This window comes from Methylophaga sp. F-2, from assembly GCF_056859315.1.
In genome coordinates this window covers 13,788-30,232 of sequence record NZ_JBSXOF010000017.1, presented here as the reverse complement: position 1 = coordinate 30,232, position 16,445 = coordinate 13,788, and the positions used below count along the sequence as shown (strand labels likewise).

The following is a 16,445-nucleotide window of genomic DNA, read 5'->3' as shown; positions in this document are numbered from 1 at the left end:
TGATTTGCATTTAGATTTAAATGAATTTATACTCATCTCCACATTGTCAGGACGAGGTGAGTTATGAAAACAGCACAATTTAATACACATGGAAGACATAGTATTCATCTGGCATTTGATGTAAATACGCTAGAGACCTTAATTCACGAAGGTAAGCTGCACGCGGCTGACTTTAACTGTCTGAATAAAAGTTCTAAAAAAACGGTCTGGAATATGCTGCTTTCTGCAGCAGCAAGGAAGTTAAAATCATGAATATGCCACTGAGTCGACCTGACTGGCAGCGTGATTGTTTGCTGGCATCCATCAAAGAGTTAGTGGCGTATTATCAAGTTAGCCCATCAGCTTGTTTGGCACTACAGATAAGTCGCAACTATCGCTTATTACTCACCCAAGACGACCGTGTTTCTATCAAAACATTATGGCAGTCGTACGCGAGAGGTTGGTGGGATGTTTACTGCCGGCATCGAAACCTCAAACAACGCACAGCATTTTCCTTTTCCTAATCTTTATTTAATGGAGCCCACATGGCGAGTAGAGCATGTAAACCAGAAACAATTTATGAATCTAATACTGTGGATATTCAACATTGCCCTGATTGTAAAATGATTCATCTCACAATGGGATCGATTACTGTGAGAATGAGTGAGCATCACTTCACTCAATTTGCCCAAGACATGAGTAAAGGTTTATTCGAATTTAATGCAGTATATGCTCAGCCTAGTCTCCGTGTCATGATGTGATCCTGGTTGTAGGTATGATTATTTCCCGTTAATTATATGAAATATTCCTAAAACTAAGTGATAGTGATTCGCAATATAGGTATACTTTCTCTTGTTTTTACTATTGAAAACAGGATGAGAGAGCATGTACAAATTCAAGAAAACACTGCTGGCGAGTACATTGATGGTCGCCATGTCTTCAGCTCAGGCAGCTTCGCCCACGAATGAAGAAATCTGGCAGCTTCTGCAAGAAATGAAGCAACAGTTGAACGAAGTTAAGCAACAGAACGAACAACTGAAAACAGAAAATCAAACACTGAAACAACAAGTCGTTGCCACACAAGCTAAAGCCGAACAGGCAAATGAAACCGCTGAGGCATTAGCTGTGGCAACAGAAGAAGCAGTAAAAGCCTCTGCCGCTCAGGAAAGCAAAACGTCTATCGGTGGTTACGGAGAACTGCACTACAACAATCTACAAAATCAAGGTAGTGGTGCTGATAAGGATGAAATTGACTTTCATCGCTTTGTCTTATTTTTTAACCATGAGTTCAATGACCGACTTCGACTCTTTTCAGAGTTGGAGTTAGAACACTCTATTTCCGGTGATGGTCAAAATGGCGAGGTTGAGCTGGAACAGGCTTATATCCAATACGATATTAATGACAAACATCGTGTTAATGCGGGTTTATTCCTGGTGCCGGTTGGTTTATTGAACGAAACCCACGAGCCTAATACCTTTTATGGGGTAGAACGTAATAATGTTGAGAAAAACATTATTCCTACGACCTGGTGGGAAGGTGGTGTGATGTTTAGTGGAGAACTGGCACCTGGTTTTTCTTATGATGCCGCGATGACCTCTGGTTTAAATACTTCAGCCAGCAACGATTACTCAGTTCGTAGTGGTCGTCAAAAAGTCTCTGAAGCCGATGCCAGTGACTTTGCTTACACTGGGCGACTCAAATGGACCGCAATTCCAGGTGTTGAAGTCGCTACATCATTGCAATATCAGGAAGATATAACTCAAGGTAATGACCATGATGCGGGTAGTGCAGTGCTATGGGAAGCCCATACCGCTATTCAGCAAGGCAACTTTGGTTTCCGTGCTTTATATGCATCATGGCATTTAGAAGGTGATGGACCAAAATCAGTCGGTGCAGATAAGCAAATGGGCTGGTATCTGGAACCTTCTTATAAATTGACTGATGCGATTGGAATCTTCACTCGTTATAGCTTATGGGATAACCAGGCGGGTAGCTCTGTTGATTCAGAAGTGCGCTCATGGGACTTAGGTGTGAACTGGTGGTTAGACCCACAAGTTGTCGTCAAATTTGATTATCAGGATCAGGATGCTGAAAATGAAGATGATGAATTTGATGGCTTCAATGTTGGTGTGGGTTATCAGTTTTAATCGATGAGTAATATAGGCGTGGTGAGTGGTTATTAAGATGAATAATGTCATTTCTGGTTTCAAATTAGCTTTGTTATGTTTAATCTTACTGCTCACCACGACGACATCTCATGCTCGTGGTATTTACCAAACCAATGATGCTTTCTTAGCTGAAGTGTTTAACGGTACGGTTCCGCAAAGTGATGTTGTCTGGATGAAAGGTAATGTCCGACAGACGGTTGCGGATATTCTTGGTCATCCCTATGCCGGTCTTCGAATTCGTTATTGGCGAGTGGGGCAACGCAGCGCCTGGATACTTGAGGAAATCGGTAAAGAGGAGCCAATTACTTTTGGTGTGGTTATCAATGGCGACCGCGTCGAACAGGTCAAAGTACTGGCTTATCGTGAGAGTCGGGGGGGAGAAGTGAAATACCCGGCATTCACACAGCAATTTCAGAATGTTGGATTGGTGGATAATCGGTTAGACAAACATATTGATGGCATTACTGGCGCAACATTATCCGTCAGGGCTATGACGAATGTCGTTAGGCTGGCATTATATCTGGATTCATCTATTAGCCAGAGTTGATCCATGAACCGCAAATTGCGCAGTTTTCATCGTGTTATCGGCGCCATCTTAGCCAGTTTTTTATTAATGTTTGCTATTACCGGAATAGCGCTCAACCACTCCATCCAGCTTAAACTTGATAAGCGTTATGTCAGTTGGGACTGGCTTATGTCTCAGTACGGTATAGGGGAGGTTAAGCCCGACGCTGCATTTTTGATTGATAACAAAATTTTTTCTCAATTTGGCAATCAACTTTTTCTTGATGCAACGCCGTTAATACATATTGAGCGCCCCTTATTAGGCGGGATCGCCCTTGAAGACATTATTGTTCTAACCACGGATGATGGCTTAATTCTATTAACCCGCGAGGGTGAATTTATTGAAAAAATGGGGGCAGAAGCCGGTATCCCTGCGCCTATCCAAAATATTGGTCTTTATCATGGTGAGCCGGTTTTACAGACCCGCCAATCAATGTGGCGCAGTAATTTTATGTTGGATAAATGGGAACCGATTTCATTACAAGGCGTCTCATGGAGTATGCCGCATCCTTTGCCACAGTCGGTAAATACAGAGCTGAAACAGTTTTTTTATGGTAAAGGTATCAGTATTCAGCAACTTCTTCTTGATATACATAATGGCCATATTCTCGGTCCAATAGGAATTTGGTTGATTGATGCACTGAGTGTTTTGATTATTTTCTTATCTTTATCTGGATTATGGATGTGGGGTAGACGACTGGGGTAATTTCTTGTCATGATGCCTTTAACAAAGGAGCGTAATACACGATGAGACAGGCAGATTTCCCGTATTTGCCAAAAGACTTTATTCAGACGGCTGAAGGTCTTATCTTTGCTGTGGTCAGTTATCATCCCCATCAACAAAAAATTGGTTGTTTTCTACGTTATATCGAAAATCAAGGTCAATGGCAGAAAATTGATACTGAGCAGGCCAATCGTTTATTAGCCCGTCATTATCCTAAATATCTTTTTAAATCACTGCAGTTTGATGCTGAGTTTCATGCGGTAAAACCCGAGGATGTTGAGGTTCATCATCAACCAGAGCAACATCTAATGTCTGTTCTTGCTCGTTCTCCAAATGATGAAATTGAAGAAAAATGCCACCGTTTAATCGCTATCCTCACCAAATATGGTGTGAATACGGCTTCTCTAGGATTGACAGGATCAATGTTGATTGGTCAGCAAAAGAAAGGTTCGGATATTGATTTGGTGGTATATGGGCGCGAGGCTTTTCGTCAAACCCGTGAGGCAGTTAAACAAGCTGTTGCTGATCAGCAACTCACGGCGCTTGACCTGTCACTCATGAAAGATAATTTCCAACGACGCGGTGGTGAACTTAATTTTGAAGAGTTTGCCTGGCATGAAGCCCGTAAATATAACAAGGCGGCGATTGATGGTACCAAATTTGATATTGGTATGGTCAGTTTGCCGGAAGAGTTAGTCGTTGATCATCACCACTATATTAAGCAAGGAATTTCTACCTTAAAAGCAGTGGTGATTGATGATCAGCAAGCATTTGATTTTCCCGCCCGCTATCTTATTGATAATGAAATGACGCCGGAAGTCATTTCATTTACCCATACCTATGTTGGTCAGGCACAAGCGGGAGAGACCATTGAGGTAGCAGGAGCGGTAGAGTGTGATTCGGCATCAGGACAACGTCGTTTAGTTGTTGGATCAACCCGTGAAGCTATTGGTGAATATATAAAGGTGTGTAGAGACTTATGAGAGAAGTAGATAATCCTGCAGTAGCAGATATTGGTGTTGTTGGACTTGCCGTGATGGGGCAGAACCTTGTTTTAAATATGAATGACAAGGGCTTCAAAGTATCGGTATTTAACCGCACAACGAGTAAAGTCGATGACTTTATTAATGGACCAGCGAAAGATACCAATATCATTGGATTTCATGATCTGAAAAGTTTTGTGAACAGCCTGAAATTACCGCGGCGGGTCATGTTAATGGTTAAAGCCGGTCCCGTGGTGGATACTTTCATTGAGCAGTTGGTGCCATACCTCGAGAAAGGCGACATCATCATTGATGGTGGTAACTCCTTATTTAATGATAGTGATAGAAGAACACAAGAATTACGTCAGAAAGGGATTTTATTTATCGGCAGTGGTGTTTCCGGAGGGGAAGAAGGCGCTCGCCATGGTCCTTCGTTAATGCCGGGTGGGAATCATGCAGGCTGGTCAGCAATTAAACCTATTTTTCAGGCTATCGCTGCACAGGTTGATGGTGAGCCGTGTTGTGACTGGGTCGGTAATGATGGTGCTGGACATTACGTCAAAATGGTACATAACGGCATTGAGTATGGTGATATGCAGCTTATATGCGAAGCGTATCAGATGATGAGGGAAGGGCTTGGCATGAGTGGTGATGAGATTCACCAGGTTTTTGCTGAGTGGAATGAAGGTGTGCTTGACTCATATTTGATTGAAATTACCCGCGATATTCTGGCCAAACGTGATGAGAATGGTGAGTTGCTGGTCGATCACATTCTCGATACTGCCGGACAGAAAGGCACGGGTAAATGGACAGGCATGAATGCACTTGATTTGGGTATACCATTAACCCTGATTGGTGAGGCCGTGTTCTCAAGATGTTTATCATCGTTAAAAGATGAACGGGTAAAAGCTTCAAAAGCGTTACCTGCTATTACCTCATCGTTTGAAGGTGATAAAGGGGAAATGGTCAACGCGATTCGTGATGCTTTATATGCATCAAAAATTATCTCCTACGCGCAAGGTTATATGCTGATGCGTGAAGCAGCTAAGATTTATGGCTGGGAGCTGAATTATGGTGGTATCGCTTTAATGTGGCGTGGTGGCTGTATTATTCGAAGTCAGTTTTTGGGCAAAATTCGTGATGCCTTTGATCTCAATCCTGATCTGCATAATCTGTTACTGGACGACTTTTTTATCGACGCTATCACAGAATCGTTGCCGGGCTGGCGTAAGGCTGTAGCGACAGCGGTTAGTCTTGGCGTTCCTGTACCAACATTCAGCAGCGCGCTTTCCTTCTATGATGGTTACAGAAGTGAACGCTTACCTGCTAATTTATTACAGGCACAACGGGATTATTTTGGTGCGCATACTTATGAGCGTATTGATAAACCTCGGGGTGAGTTTTTTCATACGAACTGGACAGGGCAAGGTGGTGATGTTTCAGCGTCCACTTATGACGTTTAAACCAATAAAAAAAGCGGTCATCGGACCGCTTTTTTTATGCCTGTCAGAATGATTGTTTAAGTGTTGTTTTTCGGTTTAATTTGAGCAGCTGATTTGGCTCTCCGACAATATAAATATGACCATCGTTATCAACCGCTACCCCTTCAGGTTGTTTCATAATCGGCCAAAAATTAAATGGGCCAGTTTTTAATGACAGACTGGCGACTTTGTCCCCGCTTAAATTGATCATATGCAGTGCATTGGATGCTTCGCTTAACACAAGAAGAAAAGGTTGTTGTTCTGCGTAAAATAGGCTGATGCCAGCCAAATCATCAACATGATCGGGTAATGAGTGGTTAAGTTTTTCGACATCAATACTCGTCTCAGTATGGTGTAAGACATGATTCAAAATTCTAGGTGGCTCTTCCTGCAAGACAAAAAAGCCATATTGAGCGGACCATGCCACGCCCTCCATACCCCTATTGCTGTGTTCTGCCCAATTCATGGGTAAGCGTTCACTCTTGTCATAACTGACTTTTGTTGTCGCATCATTGATGGAAAAGAACACCAGTTGCTGTCTTCGTTCTTCTGAGACAACAAAGGTGTTTTTTCCAAGATAATCCACACTTTCTGTATCAACAAAACCATCAAGATGAATACGTCGAACAATATCACCTTGTTTGGTCATTTCGATAAGCTGGGTAGGGTGATTGAGTACGGCGAATAGATGATCGCTTTCGGGGTGATAGGTCAGCCCTGACAAGTTGTCTTCAATACCTGAAATTTTGATGGGTTTGCCAACATCGTAATGAAAGTTGATATCCCATTCAGGCACATTCTTTATTTCTGCTTCAGTATGGGTATGACTAAGCAATAATACGATACTGGAACATAACACGGTAATGGTTAACCAGTGACTCAAAATGTATTTTAGATTTTGCATGTTTTCCCCAGATGACACTACAGACACAGGTTAGACTATGCAGAGAAGCTTAATCAAAGCTGAAAAGAAGCTGGGAAATGAATTTATTGTAGAGATAACCGGGGTTAAAAAAAAAAGCGGAACTGTTACCAGTTCCGCCAAACAAGCTGCTCATCGCGTTATTTATGATCAGCTTTCAACCTTCTCCTGCATCAGTTTTTTGCAGTAGTAGATAACGATAATCGATGCGCCAAGCAAGAAAATCGATGAGGCTATTCCTAGAATGCGCCACGTATCGATGTTTTTCATGTCCAGAATCAAATAACGCGCTAAGGCAACAATCGCAATATATAACGGTATTTTTATTGGCAACTCGCCTGACTCATAATAAACGGCAACCATGGTCAGTACTTCCAGGTAGATGAACATCAACAGCAAATCTGTCAATGACACATAGCTGTTATCAATCATTACTTTCACTTCGATGCCGATAGCTACCATCGTCGCTATGGCAACTAATATCAATCCTATGTCCTGAGCGAAAAGAAGAGATCGGCTTACCGAATTTTTAATTGGGTGCTGCATTGTTTTTTCTCCATTAAAAAAACACACCACACAAGAATGACTGTTTTTTAAACATGCTTTTGCAAGTTGTTTAAGAAGCAGAGATCCAAAATTGTGTAGCGGTTAAATACTAGCAGTGCTAATAGGGAGAATGTTTGTCTGACTTTCCGTAAATTTGTTTAAGCTTGGGACTGAGAGACAAGTAAAAAACGAAGAAGAGCGTGGGGAGTAATCAATAACGCTTCAGACACAAGACCATGAAGCGTTATTGATAAGCGTTTAACGACGACGATTTCCTGCTGGAATAAGTAGCAGAAGTGTTCCTAAGCCGATACTACTTGCACCGAGCCAATCTGGAATATGCAAGTTATCTTTTTCATCAATCTGAAGTTCAATAACCCCCAGATCCGCTTCATGGGTTGTTTTAGTAAATGGAATATCATCCATGACTAACCCCGATGTTCCGGCAGCAATTAATAAAATACCGAGAAATTTAAGTAACATTTTGATTCCTGTTTACTTGTTATGACCTGGTGCATTTTCGCTATTACCCGGACCATTGGGATCGTGGCCTGGTGGAACCACTTTATGCGGATGGTAGTGATGACACGCACTCAGAAATAATAATGCAGAAAGACTAAGCAACTTTAAAGCGTCAATAAACATACGTTTCTCCGTAATAAACACGCTTAAAGACTAACATGACCGACTGTCATCTGCTTGTGAAAAAGACGGTTAGTGACTGATTGCATCAACGTGTTTAGCTGAGCCAGCTTCAGAGGAAGGTATCTCTTGATAGCGATCTGATTGCATCAGATATCGGGTGGCGCAACCATTCAAGACAAGAAGCAGACAGGTAAATATTATCCCGCTAACGGGTTTAAAAAAACGAGCTGACATAGAGACAAATCCAATCATCATTAATGATTAGATGCTATATGAATTCAGCTGGTTTTTCCGATAATTTTGTTACCAGCAACGCAAACCGGTTCTGATGCAGAGGGTTATTCTGCAGCTAACCTTTTTGTTTTAGCTCTTCTGAGACTTGAATATACTGGTCAAAGTTTTGAATATAGTCATCCATATTCATTTCCAACATTTGACGATATTCTTTTACAAAAAAGTCGATAGTTTCCTGTTTCGCGTCTGCCATATCTTTGCTTTGGGTCCAACCTGAAGCACTGAACCATGCCGTATAGCGTGCAAGGCCATACATAAATGAAGCACTTACTTCACCTGCGGCAGCCCCCTTTTCCATTTGTTCATTAGCTATGCGAATAAACGCATCGGCACGGTCAAAAAAGGCAGTATCTCTCTCACTCATAAGGTTTCGCTTTTTATTTTATTGTTGGCTCTAAAGGCCAGAAAGACGACTTATAAGCATAAACAATATGTGGAATTACGGTTAAGGAATCCAACCTATATATCCATGTGATAATGACTATTTATTGTGCTTCTTCCATTAGATAGGCTGAAATCATTGAGCTAAAACTCATTAAAGCAAACACTAATAAAACGACTTGTTCACCATACCTGTGCGAAACAATACTGAATAAACCACCTAATAATAGAAAAATGCCAATAATGCTATTCGATAGCGCAGTATAAATAGCCCGTTTATCCTGATCGGCAATATCGACTAAGTGAATTGATCGGCCCATTCGGACACCTTCATAAGCGACCATAAGCGCAAATAATAAGGCCGGTAATACCCAGTAAACTTCTAATAAGTGATAACTGGCTGCAATAACGGTAAGTGACAAGGCCACACCAGCGCTGAAACCTGACAAGAGTAAAACCTTCCTGCTGGAGATATCAGCAAGACGTCCCCAGACATAGCCACTGACCAGACTGGCCAGGGAGGAGGCGAGTAATAAGCTTCCTAAGCCGCCGATATTGTTATTCAAGTGTTCAGCGTTTAATGCCAGCATAAACGGTGGCGCCAATGCTGTGGCGATAAGCAACGCTCGTGTCACAATAAAAAGTCCTAACTCCCTGTCTTTATAGAGATAAGAAAAATTTTGTTTAGCGATAATAAACAGGCTACCCCCACCTTCTGTTGCACCTTTCTGCTCTTCCAATGTAGAAAATAAGGCGCTGGCAATGACCCAAAATCCTGCTGCAAAAAAAAGACCGATGGTGACCAACGTTAATTTATCAACGAGGTTGAGAGAAATCAGTACGGCATAGGCAATAACCAGTCCGGCTGACAAAGAAGAAGCCGTTCCGGTTGCTGTGCCACGTTTAGATTTACTGACTGTTTTACCCAATACGTCTTTATAAGAGACTGAACACATACTGCGTGACAGGGCCAAAAGACCTAATAAACACACAATTGTAATACCGAGCGGGGTACCTTCCAGACTGAGAACGGCAATGCCCATGCCTGCTGCACACATACCCTGAATAAAACTCCCTAAGACCCAGACATATTTACGCAAAGGCAAAGAGCGAATGGTATTGGCGATAAACAACTGAGGTAATAAGGAACCTGCTTCGCGAATTGGAACTAATAAACCGATGAAATAAGCAGGTGCACCTAGCGTCGTCAGAATCCAACTCAAAATCAGTTTTGGATTAACAAAGGCATCCGCTGATTTTGTTAATGACAGAGAGATAATATGAGTTGAGAAATTTCTGGGCTGCTCATCACATGCTTGTTCTGGTATATCTTTGCATGCTCGGCCATCATCCTCAGAGGTAAGTGTATTCCATGCTAGCTGTGCAGCCGTTTTAGTGAAATCTTGTTCTTGTTTTGACACGGTTAAGAGGCGTTCCTGTTTTAAGGGTTAGTTTTAATCTTCATCGACGTCATCTGTATCAATTTGACCTGAGATACGACGACGAATATGTGACCAAGACATACCGACTGCTAAAACAGCGGCAATCAGGAATAAGGCGATATAGCTAAGAATCGAGAAATCGTTAATACCTAATAAACCCAGATCAACCAGCCACCAGATGATAATGGCAAAAAAGGCTAAAGCCAGTAACAAGCCAAGTCCGCCTAAAGAACGGAAGGTCGCCCTAAGGTAAATCGTCCAGCCAATCAGCAATAACACGGTTGTCATCGCAAACGGTGGTGTTTTAAATGTACCCTGACCAAAGAAAGCGTCTTGTGCCCAGTGATAATAGCTATAGCCGCTTGGGTTATAACTGACAAAAACTAAAAGCAAAGCAAATAGAAAACGAAGTAAAAAGCTCTGGAAGTTAAAGCGTTGAGCCATGTGATTTCCTTTTTATTTATCGTTTGGTGATTGGGAATACATCATAGCGTTTGTTTTATGTTTAGCAATCCTGAGCTAAGCAATATAAAAGTGAAACGTAAAGATCAGCGAATCTCAAAATCAATGAATGTCAGGTCAGCTGATTGTTCTGTGACTTCAATTGAGTTGACCTCAGCAAACCGCGGGCCTTGATTGGCCCAGTTGAGCATATCTTCCAGTTGCTGAGTTTCACCTTGAATGAGTAATTCTACCTGGCCATCAGCTAGGTTTCTGACCCAGCCGGTTACACCAAGTTTATGCGCTTGTTGCTGGGCCGAGTAGCGGTAACTGACGCCTTGAACCCGGCCACTGATTAGACAATGTTTTTGCTTTATTCCCATTCAATCGTGGCGGGTGGTTTGCCTGAGATATCATAAACAACACGAGAAATACCGGCTGTTTCGTTGATGATTCGACGTGAAACCAGATCCAGGAAATCATAAGGCAGATTGGCCCAGCGTGCTGTCATAAAATCAATCGTTTCTACAGCGCGTAGTGATACGACATAGTCATAGCGACGACCATCGCCCATAACCCCAACAGATTTTACCGGTAGAAATACAGCAAACGCCTGACTGGTTTTATCATAGAGCTCATGTTTACGTAGTTCTTCGATAAAGATGTTGTCTGCTTTACGTAATAGATCCGCAAATTCTTTTTTCACTTCACCAAGAATACGTACACCTAGACCTGGACCAGGGAAGGGGTGACGGTAAACCATATCTGAAGGCAGACCAAGTTCCACACCCAGTTTACGTACTTCATCTTTGAACAACTCACGTAAGGGTTCAACCAGTTTGAGTTTCATATGTTCAGGCAGGCCACCGACGTTATGATGCGTTTTAATAACATGGGCTTTGCCGGTTTTTGCTGCTGCTGACTCGATAACGTCAGGGTAGATGGTGCCTTGAGCCAGCCATTTCACATTTTTCAGTTTGGCTGATTCTTCATCAAAGACTTCAACAAAGACACGGCCGATGATTTTACGTTTTTTCTCAGGATCCGCTTCGCCGGCTAATTCTTTCAGGAAGCGGTCTTCAGCATCGACACGAATGACACGAATGCCCATGTGTTTTGCAAACATGGCCATCACTTGATCACCTTCGTTTTCACGAAGCAGACCGTTATCCACAAATACGCAGGTTAACTGGTCGCCAATCGCTTTATGCAGCAAAGCAGCAACAACCGATGAGTCAACGCCGCCAGATAAGCCTAATAACACGTCATCATCACCGACCTGTTCACGAATAGCCGTGATACTGTCTTCGATAATATTGGCGGATGTCCATAAACATTCGCAGCCACAGATATCGACAAGGAAACGCTCAATCATGCGTTGACCTTGTGTGGTATGAGTGACTTCCGGATGGAATTGAACACCATAAAAGCGACGATCTTCATCGGCCATACCGGCGATAGGTGCGCTATCGGTGCTGGCGATAACTTTAAAACCTTCAGGTAATTCAGAAACGCGATCACCATGACTCATCCAGACATCCAACATACCCCAGCCTTCTGCTGTGGTGTGATCTTCGATATCACGTAATAATTCTGAGTGACCACGTGCACGAATTTGTGCATAACCGAATTCACGATGATTCGATGACTCTACAGCGCCACCAAGTTGGGCGGCCATTGTTTGCATGCCATAACAAATGCCGAATACCGGCAGTCCCATTTCAAAGACAATTTGTGGGGCACTTGGCGCGGCTTCGCCAATGGTTGAGTCCGGGCCACCCGACAGAATAATGCCTTTAGGATTGAATTCACGAATCTCGGCTTCGGTTATTTCCGGGTTACGAAGTTCACAATACACGCCGGCTTCACGAATACGACGCGCGATTAATTGCGTGTACTGCGAGCCAAAATCAAGGATAAGAATACGATGGTCGTGAATATTGCTGGTCATTGAGGTATCTTCAACTCTGTTAAATAACAACTGCCCCAGAAAGGGGCAGTTGTGAATGGTTTAGTTAACGCGGTAGTTCGGTGCTTCTTTGATGATGGTGACGTCATGAACATGACTTTCACTCATTCCGGCAGAAGTGACTTTAACGAATTGCGGTTTGGTACGCATATCTTCAATCGTTGCTGAACCGGTGTAACCCATGCTGGCACGGATGCCACCGATAAGCTGATGAATTACGGCGCTCAGGCTGCCTTTGAATGGTACGCGGCCTTCAATACCTTCTGGAACCAGTTTGTCTGCTTCGCTGGATTCCTGGAAGTAACGATCACTTGAACCTTGTTTTTGCTGCATCGCGCCCATCGAACCCATACCGCGGTAGGACTTGTATGAACGACCTTGATAAAGTTCGACTTCGCCTGGCGCTTCTTCAGTACCGGCAAACATACCGCCGATCATGATGGTGTGTGCACCAGCAACCAGTGCTTTTGCGATATCACCTGAGAAACGAATACCACCGTCAGCGATAACGGGTATACCTGTACCTTCTAACGCTTTTGCTACATTGCTGATGGCGCTGATTTGAGGAACGCCGACACCTGCAACAATACGTGTTGTACAAATTGAGCCAGGACCAATACCGACTTTAACTGCATCGGCACCCGCTTCAACTAAGGCCAAAGCCGCTTCAGCAGTAGCAATGTTGCCACCAATGACCTGAACCTGAGGGAAATTTTGTTTTACCCATTTGACCTGATCCAGAACACCTTGTGAATGGCCGTGAGCGGTATCGACAACGATAACATCAACACCAGCCGCCGCTAGGGCTTCAACGCGTGTATTACTTTCCGCACCAATACCGACAGCAGCACCTACACGTAAACGCTCCTGATCATCTTTAGAGGCCAGTGGGTTATCTGTTTGTTTTTGAATATCTTTGACAGTAATCATGCCAGTCAGATGGAAGTTATCATCGGTAACCAGCACTTTCTCGATACGATTGGTATGTAAAAGACTTAATACTTCTTCACGCGAAGCGTCTTCTTTTACGGTGACCAGTTTGTCTTTTTTGGTCATGATTTCAGAAACAGGGTTGTCGTAATGCGTTTCAAAACGTAGATCACGACTTGTAACAATACCAACCAGATCATCACCATCAACAACAGGTACACCAGAGATATTGTGTGAACGGGTCAGTTCAACCACTTCACCAATGGTGGTGTTTGGTGACACAGTGATGGGATCACGAACAACACCGCTTTCAAATTTTTTGACCTTACGGACTTCATTAGCCTGTTGTTCGATGGTCATGTTTTTATGCAGAATCCCCAAACCACCTTCCTGAGCCATAGCGATAGCTAAACGACTTTCGGTGACGGTATCCATAGCTGCAGAGAGCAAGGGGATGTTAATAGTGATGTCACGTGTTAACTTGGTGGTTAAATTGACATCACGTGGGAGAACGTTTGAGTACGCAGGTAGGAGTAATACGTCATCAAACGTCAGGGCTTCTTGAGCAATTCTCATCGGGCACGTTCCTGAAATTACCTGTAATATGATCGTGCAATTATATCAGGAATATCTAGTGTTATGGCAGTACAATCTACATCTAATCAAACAAGCGCATTAGCAAATCGCGCAGTGAAAGATGTGTACCCGGTTTCACGTTTAGTCAGAGAAGCCCGTGTGCTGCTGGAAGGCTCATTTCCATTGATTTGGGTTGAAGGCGAGATATCAAATTTGGCCATGCCCGCCTCAGGACACATTTACTTCACTTTAAAAGACGAAGCCGCGCAAGTTCGTTGTGCCATGTTCCGGAATCGTAATAACCAATTACGCTTTACCCCTGAAAACGGTATGCAGGTTTTGTTACGGGTGCGGGTTAGCTTATACGAGGGACGTGGTGAGTTTCAGCTCATTGTTGAGCATATGGAAGAGGCGGGAAGTGGTGCATTACAGCGAGCATATGAGGCTCTGAAGCACCGACTTGGTCAAGAAGGTCTGTTTGATCAGGCGCACAAAAAAACATTACCAATATTACCTAAATCCATAGGCATTATTTCATCGCCAGACGGTGCTGCTGTGCATGATATTGTCAGTGTGCTGAAACGCCGTTTTCCAGCCGTTGATGTGGTGTTATATCCTGTCGCCGTTCAAGGCGAAAATTCAGCAGGACAATTAATTGCCGCTGTTAAACTCGCGGATCAGCGACGTGATTGTGATGTCATTATTATCGGCCGAGGCGGTGGCTCACTGGAAGATCTCTGGAGTTTTAATGATGAGAAGTTAGCAAGGGCCATTTTTGCTTGTGAGTTGCCGATTATTTCTGCTGTTGGACATGAGATTGATTTTACGATTTGTGACTTTGTCGCTGATGTCAGAGCACCAACACCATCAGCTGCCGCAGAGTTAGCCGTGCCGGATGTGCAACAATATGTGTTGAATTTTCAGCGCTATCAGCAGCAATTAACGCATATTATTCGTCATCGTCTTACCTCTGAACAACGTCATTTACAACATTTGCACAGAGCATTGCCCAGACCAGATTTGATATTACGTCAACAAACGCAATGGCTAACGCAACAAAAACGTATGTTGGACTCTGCCTGGCATCACCAATTGCTGAATTACCAGCAAAAGCTGGATTATTTATCTGTCAGATTAAAACATCCAAAAGCGCAGATTGATAAACTGCGATCTGTACTCAACAGTTTGTCTCACCGTTTACAGACTGCCTTCAGAACACAACAAAAAAGCGTCTACCAGCAATTTCAGTCTTTGCAATTCAGATTGCAGAGACAAGTGCCACTGCCACGGATAGATGAACAACAGAAGTTGGTGCAAACGTTGGCGAAACAGAATCAACGATTGATCCTGCAACAACTTCAGCAAGCAAAACAGTTTCTGGCACAGCAGATGCGAACATTGGCCGCTGTTAGTCCATTAAATACATTGGATCGTGGATATAGCATTACGAGCAAGCGCGATTCCGGCGAAGTCATTACAACGGCGACAGCCGTCAGCACCGGTGATGAGGTGTTAATACGTTTACACCAAGGCCAACTGAGTTGTGAGGTGAAGAAAGTTGATGAAAAGTAGAGCATGGTTATTTTCAGTTTTATTATTAATCTGCTCGGACGTTTTGGCTAAATTACCCGAACAATCTGCCGTGCCGGGCGGAGTAATGATTTTATCTGTAGGGAATAGCCACCAAACAAAGCCCGATGTGTATTTTGAAGATAAGCCGGTCATGGTCGTGAAAGCGGATGGACTTTGGCAAGCCGTAGTTGGCATTCCATTATCGGCCAAAGCAGGTACTTTACGAATTGTAGTCAAGCGTGGCGAAGAGAAAAGTACTCAGTTATTTTCGATTAAGGATAAACAGTATCCGACGCAATACATTACGGTGAAGGATGAGCGCAAAGTAAATCCGAATCCTTTAGATATGAAGCGGATTAACCAGGAATCCAGCCGTATTCAAGAGGCGTTAACTGCCTGGACTGAGACCAATAATGAACCTGTCAACTTTGTCTGGCCAATAAAAGGCCGGGTAAGTGGCTTATTTGGTCGTCGCCGAGTCTTTAATGGTGAACCCAGAAATCCGCACAGTGGAATGGATATCGCTGCTAAAACCGGAACACCAATTCATGCGCCTGCTGCGGGAATTGTCAGAGGAACGGGCAATTACTTTTTTAATGGTAATACGGTATTTATTGATCACGGCCAAGGGTTGATCACTATGTTTTGTCACTTGAGCCGTATTGATGTGCAAGATGGTGAGACAGTTAAACAGGGCGATATTATCGGTGCCGTAGGTGCCACTGGCCGGGTAACAGGGCCTCACTTGCATCTTGGTGTTAGCCTCAATAACGAACGTGTTGAGCCACGCTTATTTTTCCCTCCGGAGTCTGAATTAAAAAATTAAC

Annotated in this window: 20 protein-coding genes; 10 read left to right on the top strand and 10 right to left on the bottom strand. The window is 43.3% G+C overall.

The annotated features are described in order from the left end of the window. The first annotated feature begins 63 nt into the window (after window positions 1-63). The 8 genes from AC13DA_RS06405 to gnd all read left to right on the top strand — a co-directional run bounded on the left by AC13DA_RS06405 (window position 64) and on the right by gnd (window position 5,882). Window positions 64-252, top strand: a complete 189-nt coding sequence (locus AC13DA_RS06405) for a hypothetical protein (protein ID WP_284452163.1) — start codon at window positions 64-66, stop codon at window positions 250-252. After that, on the top strand, window positions 249-503 hold the full coding sequence (locus AC13DA_RS06400) for a hypothetical protein (protein WP_007146932.1): 255 nt from the start codon (window positions 249-251) through the stop codon (window positions 501-503). Before AC13DA_RS06405 ends, AC13DA_RS06400 begins: the two co-directional genes overlap by 4 nt. A 21-nt stretch (window positions 504-524) precedes the next feature. Next, a complete protein-coding gene (locus tag AC13DA_RS06395) occupies window positions 525-740 on the top strand; it encodes a hypothetical protein (protein WP_284452164.1) in 216 nt (71 codons plus the stop codon). Window positions 741-864: 124 nt separating this feature from the next. Next, entirely contained in the window at window positions 865-2,127 is a 1,263-nt protein-coding gene (locus tag AC13DA_RS06390) for a porin (RefSeq protein ID WP_273178698.1), read from the top strand. A gap of 37 nt (window positions 2,128-2,164) precedes the next feature. Continuing rightward, entirely contained in the window at window positions 2,165-2,695 is a 531-nt protein-coding gene (locus tag AC13DA_RS06385; protein WP_284452165.1) for an FMN-binding protein, read from the top strand. 3 nt (window positions 2,696-2,698) lie between these two features. Beyond that, the gene (locus AC13DA_RS06380; RefSeq protein ID WP_284452166.1) at window positions 2,699-3,418 is read left to right on the top strand and encodes a PepSY-associated TM helix domain-containing protein; all 720 of its coding nucleotides are present in this window, start codon (window positions 2,699-2,701) and stop codon (window positions 3,416-3,418) included. Window positions 3,419-3,459: 41 nt separating this feature from the next. Further along, window positions 3,460-4,419, top strand: a complete 960-nt coding sequence (locus tag AC13DA_RS06375; protein ID WP_284452167.1) for a nucleotidyltransferase domain-containing protein — start codon at window positions 3,460-3,462, stop codon at window positions 4,417-4,419. Continuing rightward, window positions 4,416-5,882, top strand: a complete 1,467-nt coding sequence (gene gnd / locus AC13DA_RS06370) for a decarboxylating NADP(+)-dependent phosphogluconate dehydrogenase (RefSeq protein ID WP_284452168.1) — start codon at window positions 4,416-4,418, stop codon at window positions 5,880-5,882. Before AC13DA_RS06375 ends, gnd begins: the two co-directional genes overlap by 4 nt. Window positions 5,883-5,925: 43 nt before the next feature. Here gnd and AC13DA_RS06365 read toward each other — a convergent pair whose 3' ends face one another. From AC13DA_RS06365 to guaB, 10 genes are all read right to left on the bottom strand, one after another. After that, entirely contained in the window at window positions 5,926-6,804 is an 879-nt protein-coding gene (locus AC13DA_RS06365; RefSeq protein WP_284452169.1) for an SdiA-regulated domain-containing protein, read from the bottom strand. A gap of 168 nt (window positions 6,805-6,972) precedes the next feature. Next, complete coding sequence (locus tag AC13DA_RS06360; RefSeq protein ID WP_273178708.1) at window positions 6,973-7,368, bottom strand: phosphate-starvation-inducible protein PsiE; 396 nt, start codon at window positions 7,366-7,368, stop codon at window positions 6,973-6,975. Window positions 7,369-7,626: 258 nt separating this feature from the next. Then, entirely contained in the window at window positions 7,627-7,851 is a 225-nt protein-coding gene (locus AC13DA_RS06355) for a hypothetical protein (RefSeq protein WP_284452170.1), read from the bottom strand. Between the two features lie 12 nt (window positions 7,852-7,863). Continuing rightward, window positions 7,864-8,013, bottom strand: a complete 150-nt coding sequence (locus AC13DA_RS06350) for a hypothetical protein (protein WP_284452171.1) — start codon at window positions 8,011-8,013, stop codon at window positions 7,864-7,866. Window positions 8,014-8,362: 349 nt separating this feature from the next. Then, a complete protein-coding gene (locus AC13DA_RS06345; protein ID WP_007146921.1) occupies window positions 8,363-8,671 on the bottom strand; it encodes a DUF3144 domain-containing protein in 309 nt (102 codons plus the stop codon). A 121-nt stretch (window positions 8,672-8,792) separates the two neighbouring features. After that, complete coding sequence (locus AC13DA_RS06340) at window positions 8,793-10,109, bottom strand: MFS transporter (protein WP_284452172.1); 1,317 nt, start codon at window positions 10,107-10,109, stop codon at window positions 8,793-8,795. Window positions 10,110-10,142: 33 nt separating this feature from the next. Next, the gene (locus AC13DA_RS06335) at window positions 10,143-10,574 is read right to left on the bottom strand and encodes a DUF6524 family protein (protein WP_007146919.1); all 432 of its coding nucleotides are present in this window, start codon (window positions 10,572-10,574) and stop codon (window positions 10,143-10,145) included. 104 nt (window positions 10,575-10,678) lie between these two features. Next, a complete protein-coding gene (locus AC13DA_RS06330) occupies window positions 10,679-10,954 on the bottom strand; it encodes an acylphosphatase (RefSeq protein WP_284452173.1) in 276 nt (91 codons plus the stop codon). Next, window positions 10,945-12,522 carry a glutamine-hydrolyzing GMP synthase gene (gene guaA, locus AC13DA_RS06325; protein WP_284452174.1) on the bottom strand — a complete coding sequence of 526 codons (1,578 nt, stop codon included), beginning with the start codon at window positions 12,520-12,522 and terminating at the stop codon, window positions 10,945-10,947. The genes AC13DA_RS06330 and guaA overlap by 10 nt, the downstream gene beginning before the upstream one ends. Window positions 12,523-12,582: 60 nt before the next feature. Continuing rightward, window positions 12,583-14,046 carry an IMP dehydrogenase gene (gene guaB / locus AC13DA_RS06320; RefSeq protein WP_284452175.1) on the bottom strand — a complete coding sequence of 488 codons (1,464 nt, stop codon included), beginning with the start codon at window positions 14,044-14,046 and terminating at the stop codon, window positions 12,583-12,585. A 63-nt stretch (window positions 14,047-14,109) separates the two neighbouring features. On the opposite strand from guaB, the gene xseA reads away from it, so the two are divergent. Next, the gene (xseA, locus tag AC13DA_RS06315) at window positions 14,110-15,618 is read left to right on the top strand and encodes an exodeoxyribonuclease VII large subunit (protein ID WP_284452176.1); all 1,509 of its coding nucleotides are present in this window, start codon (window positions 14,110-14,112) and stop codon (window positions 15,616-15,618) included. Next, on the top strand, window positions 15,608-16,444 hold the full coding sequence (locus AC13DA_RS06310) for a peptidoglycan DD-metalloendopeptidase family protein (protein ID WP_284452177.1): 837 nt from the start codon (window positions 15,608-15,610) through the stop codon (window positions 16,442-16,444). The genes xseA and AC13DA_RS06310 overlap by 11 nt, the downstream gene beginning before the upstream one ends. Window position 16,445: the final 1 nt, after the last annotated feature.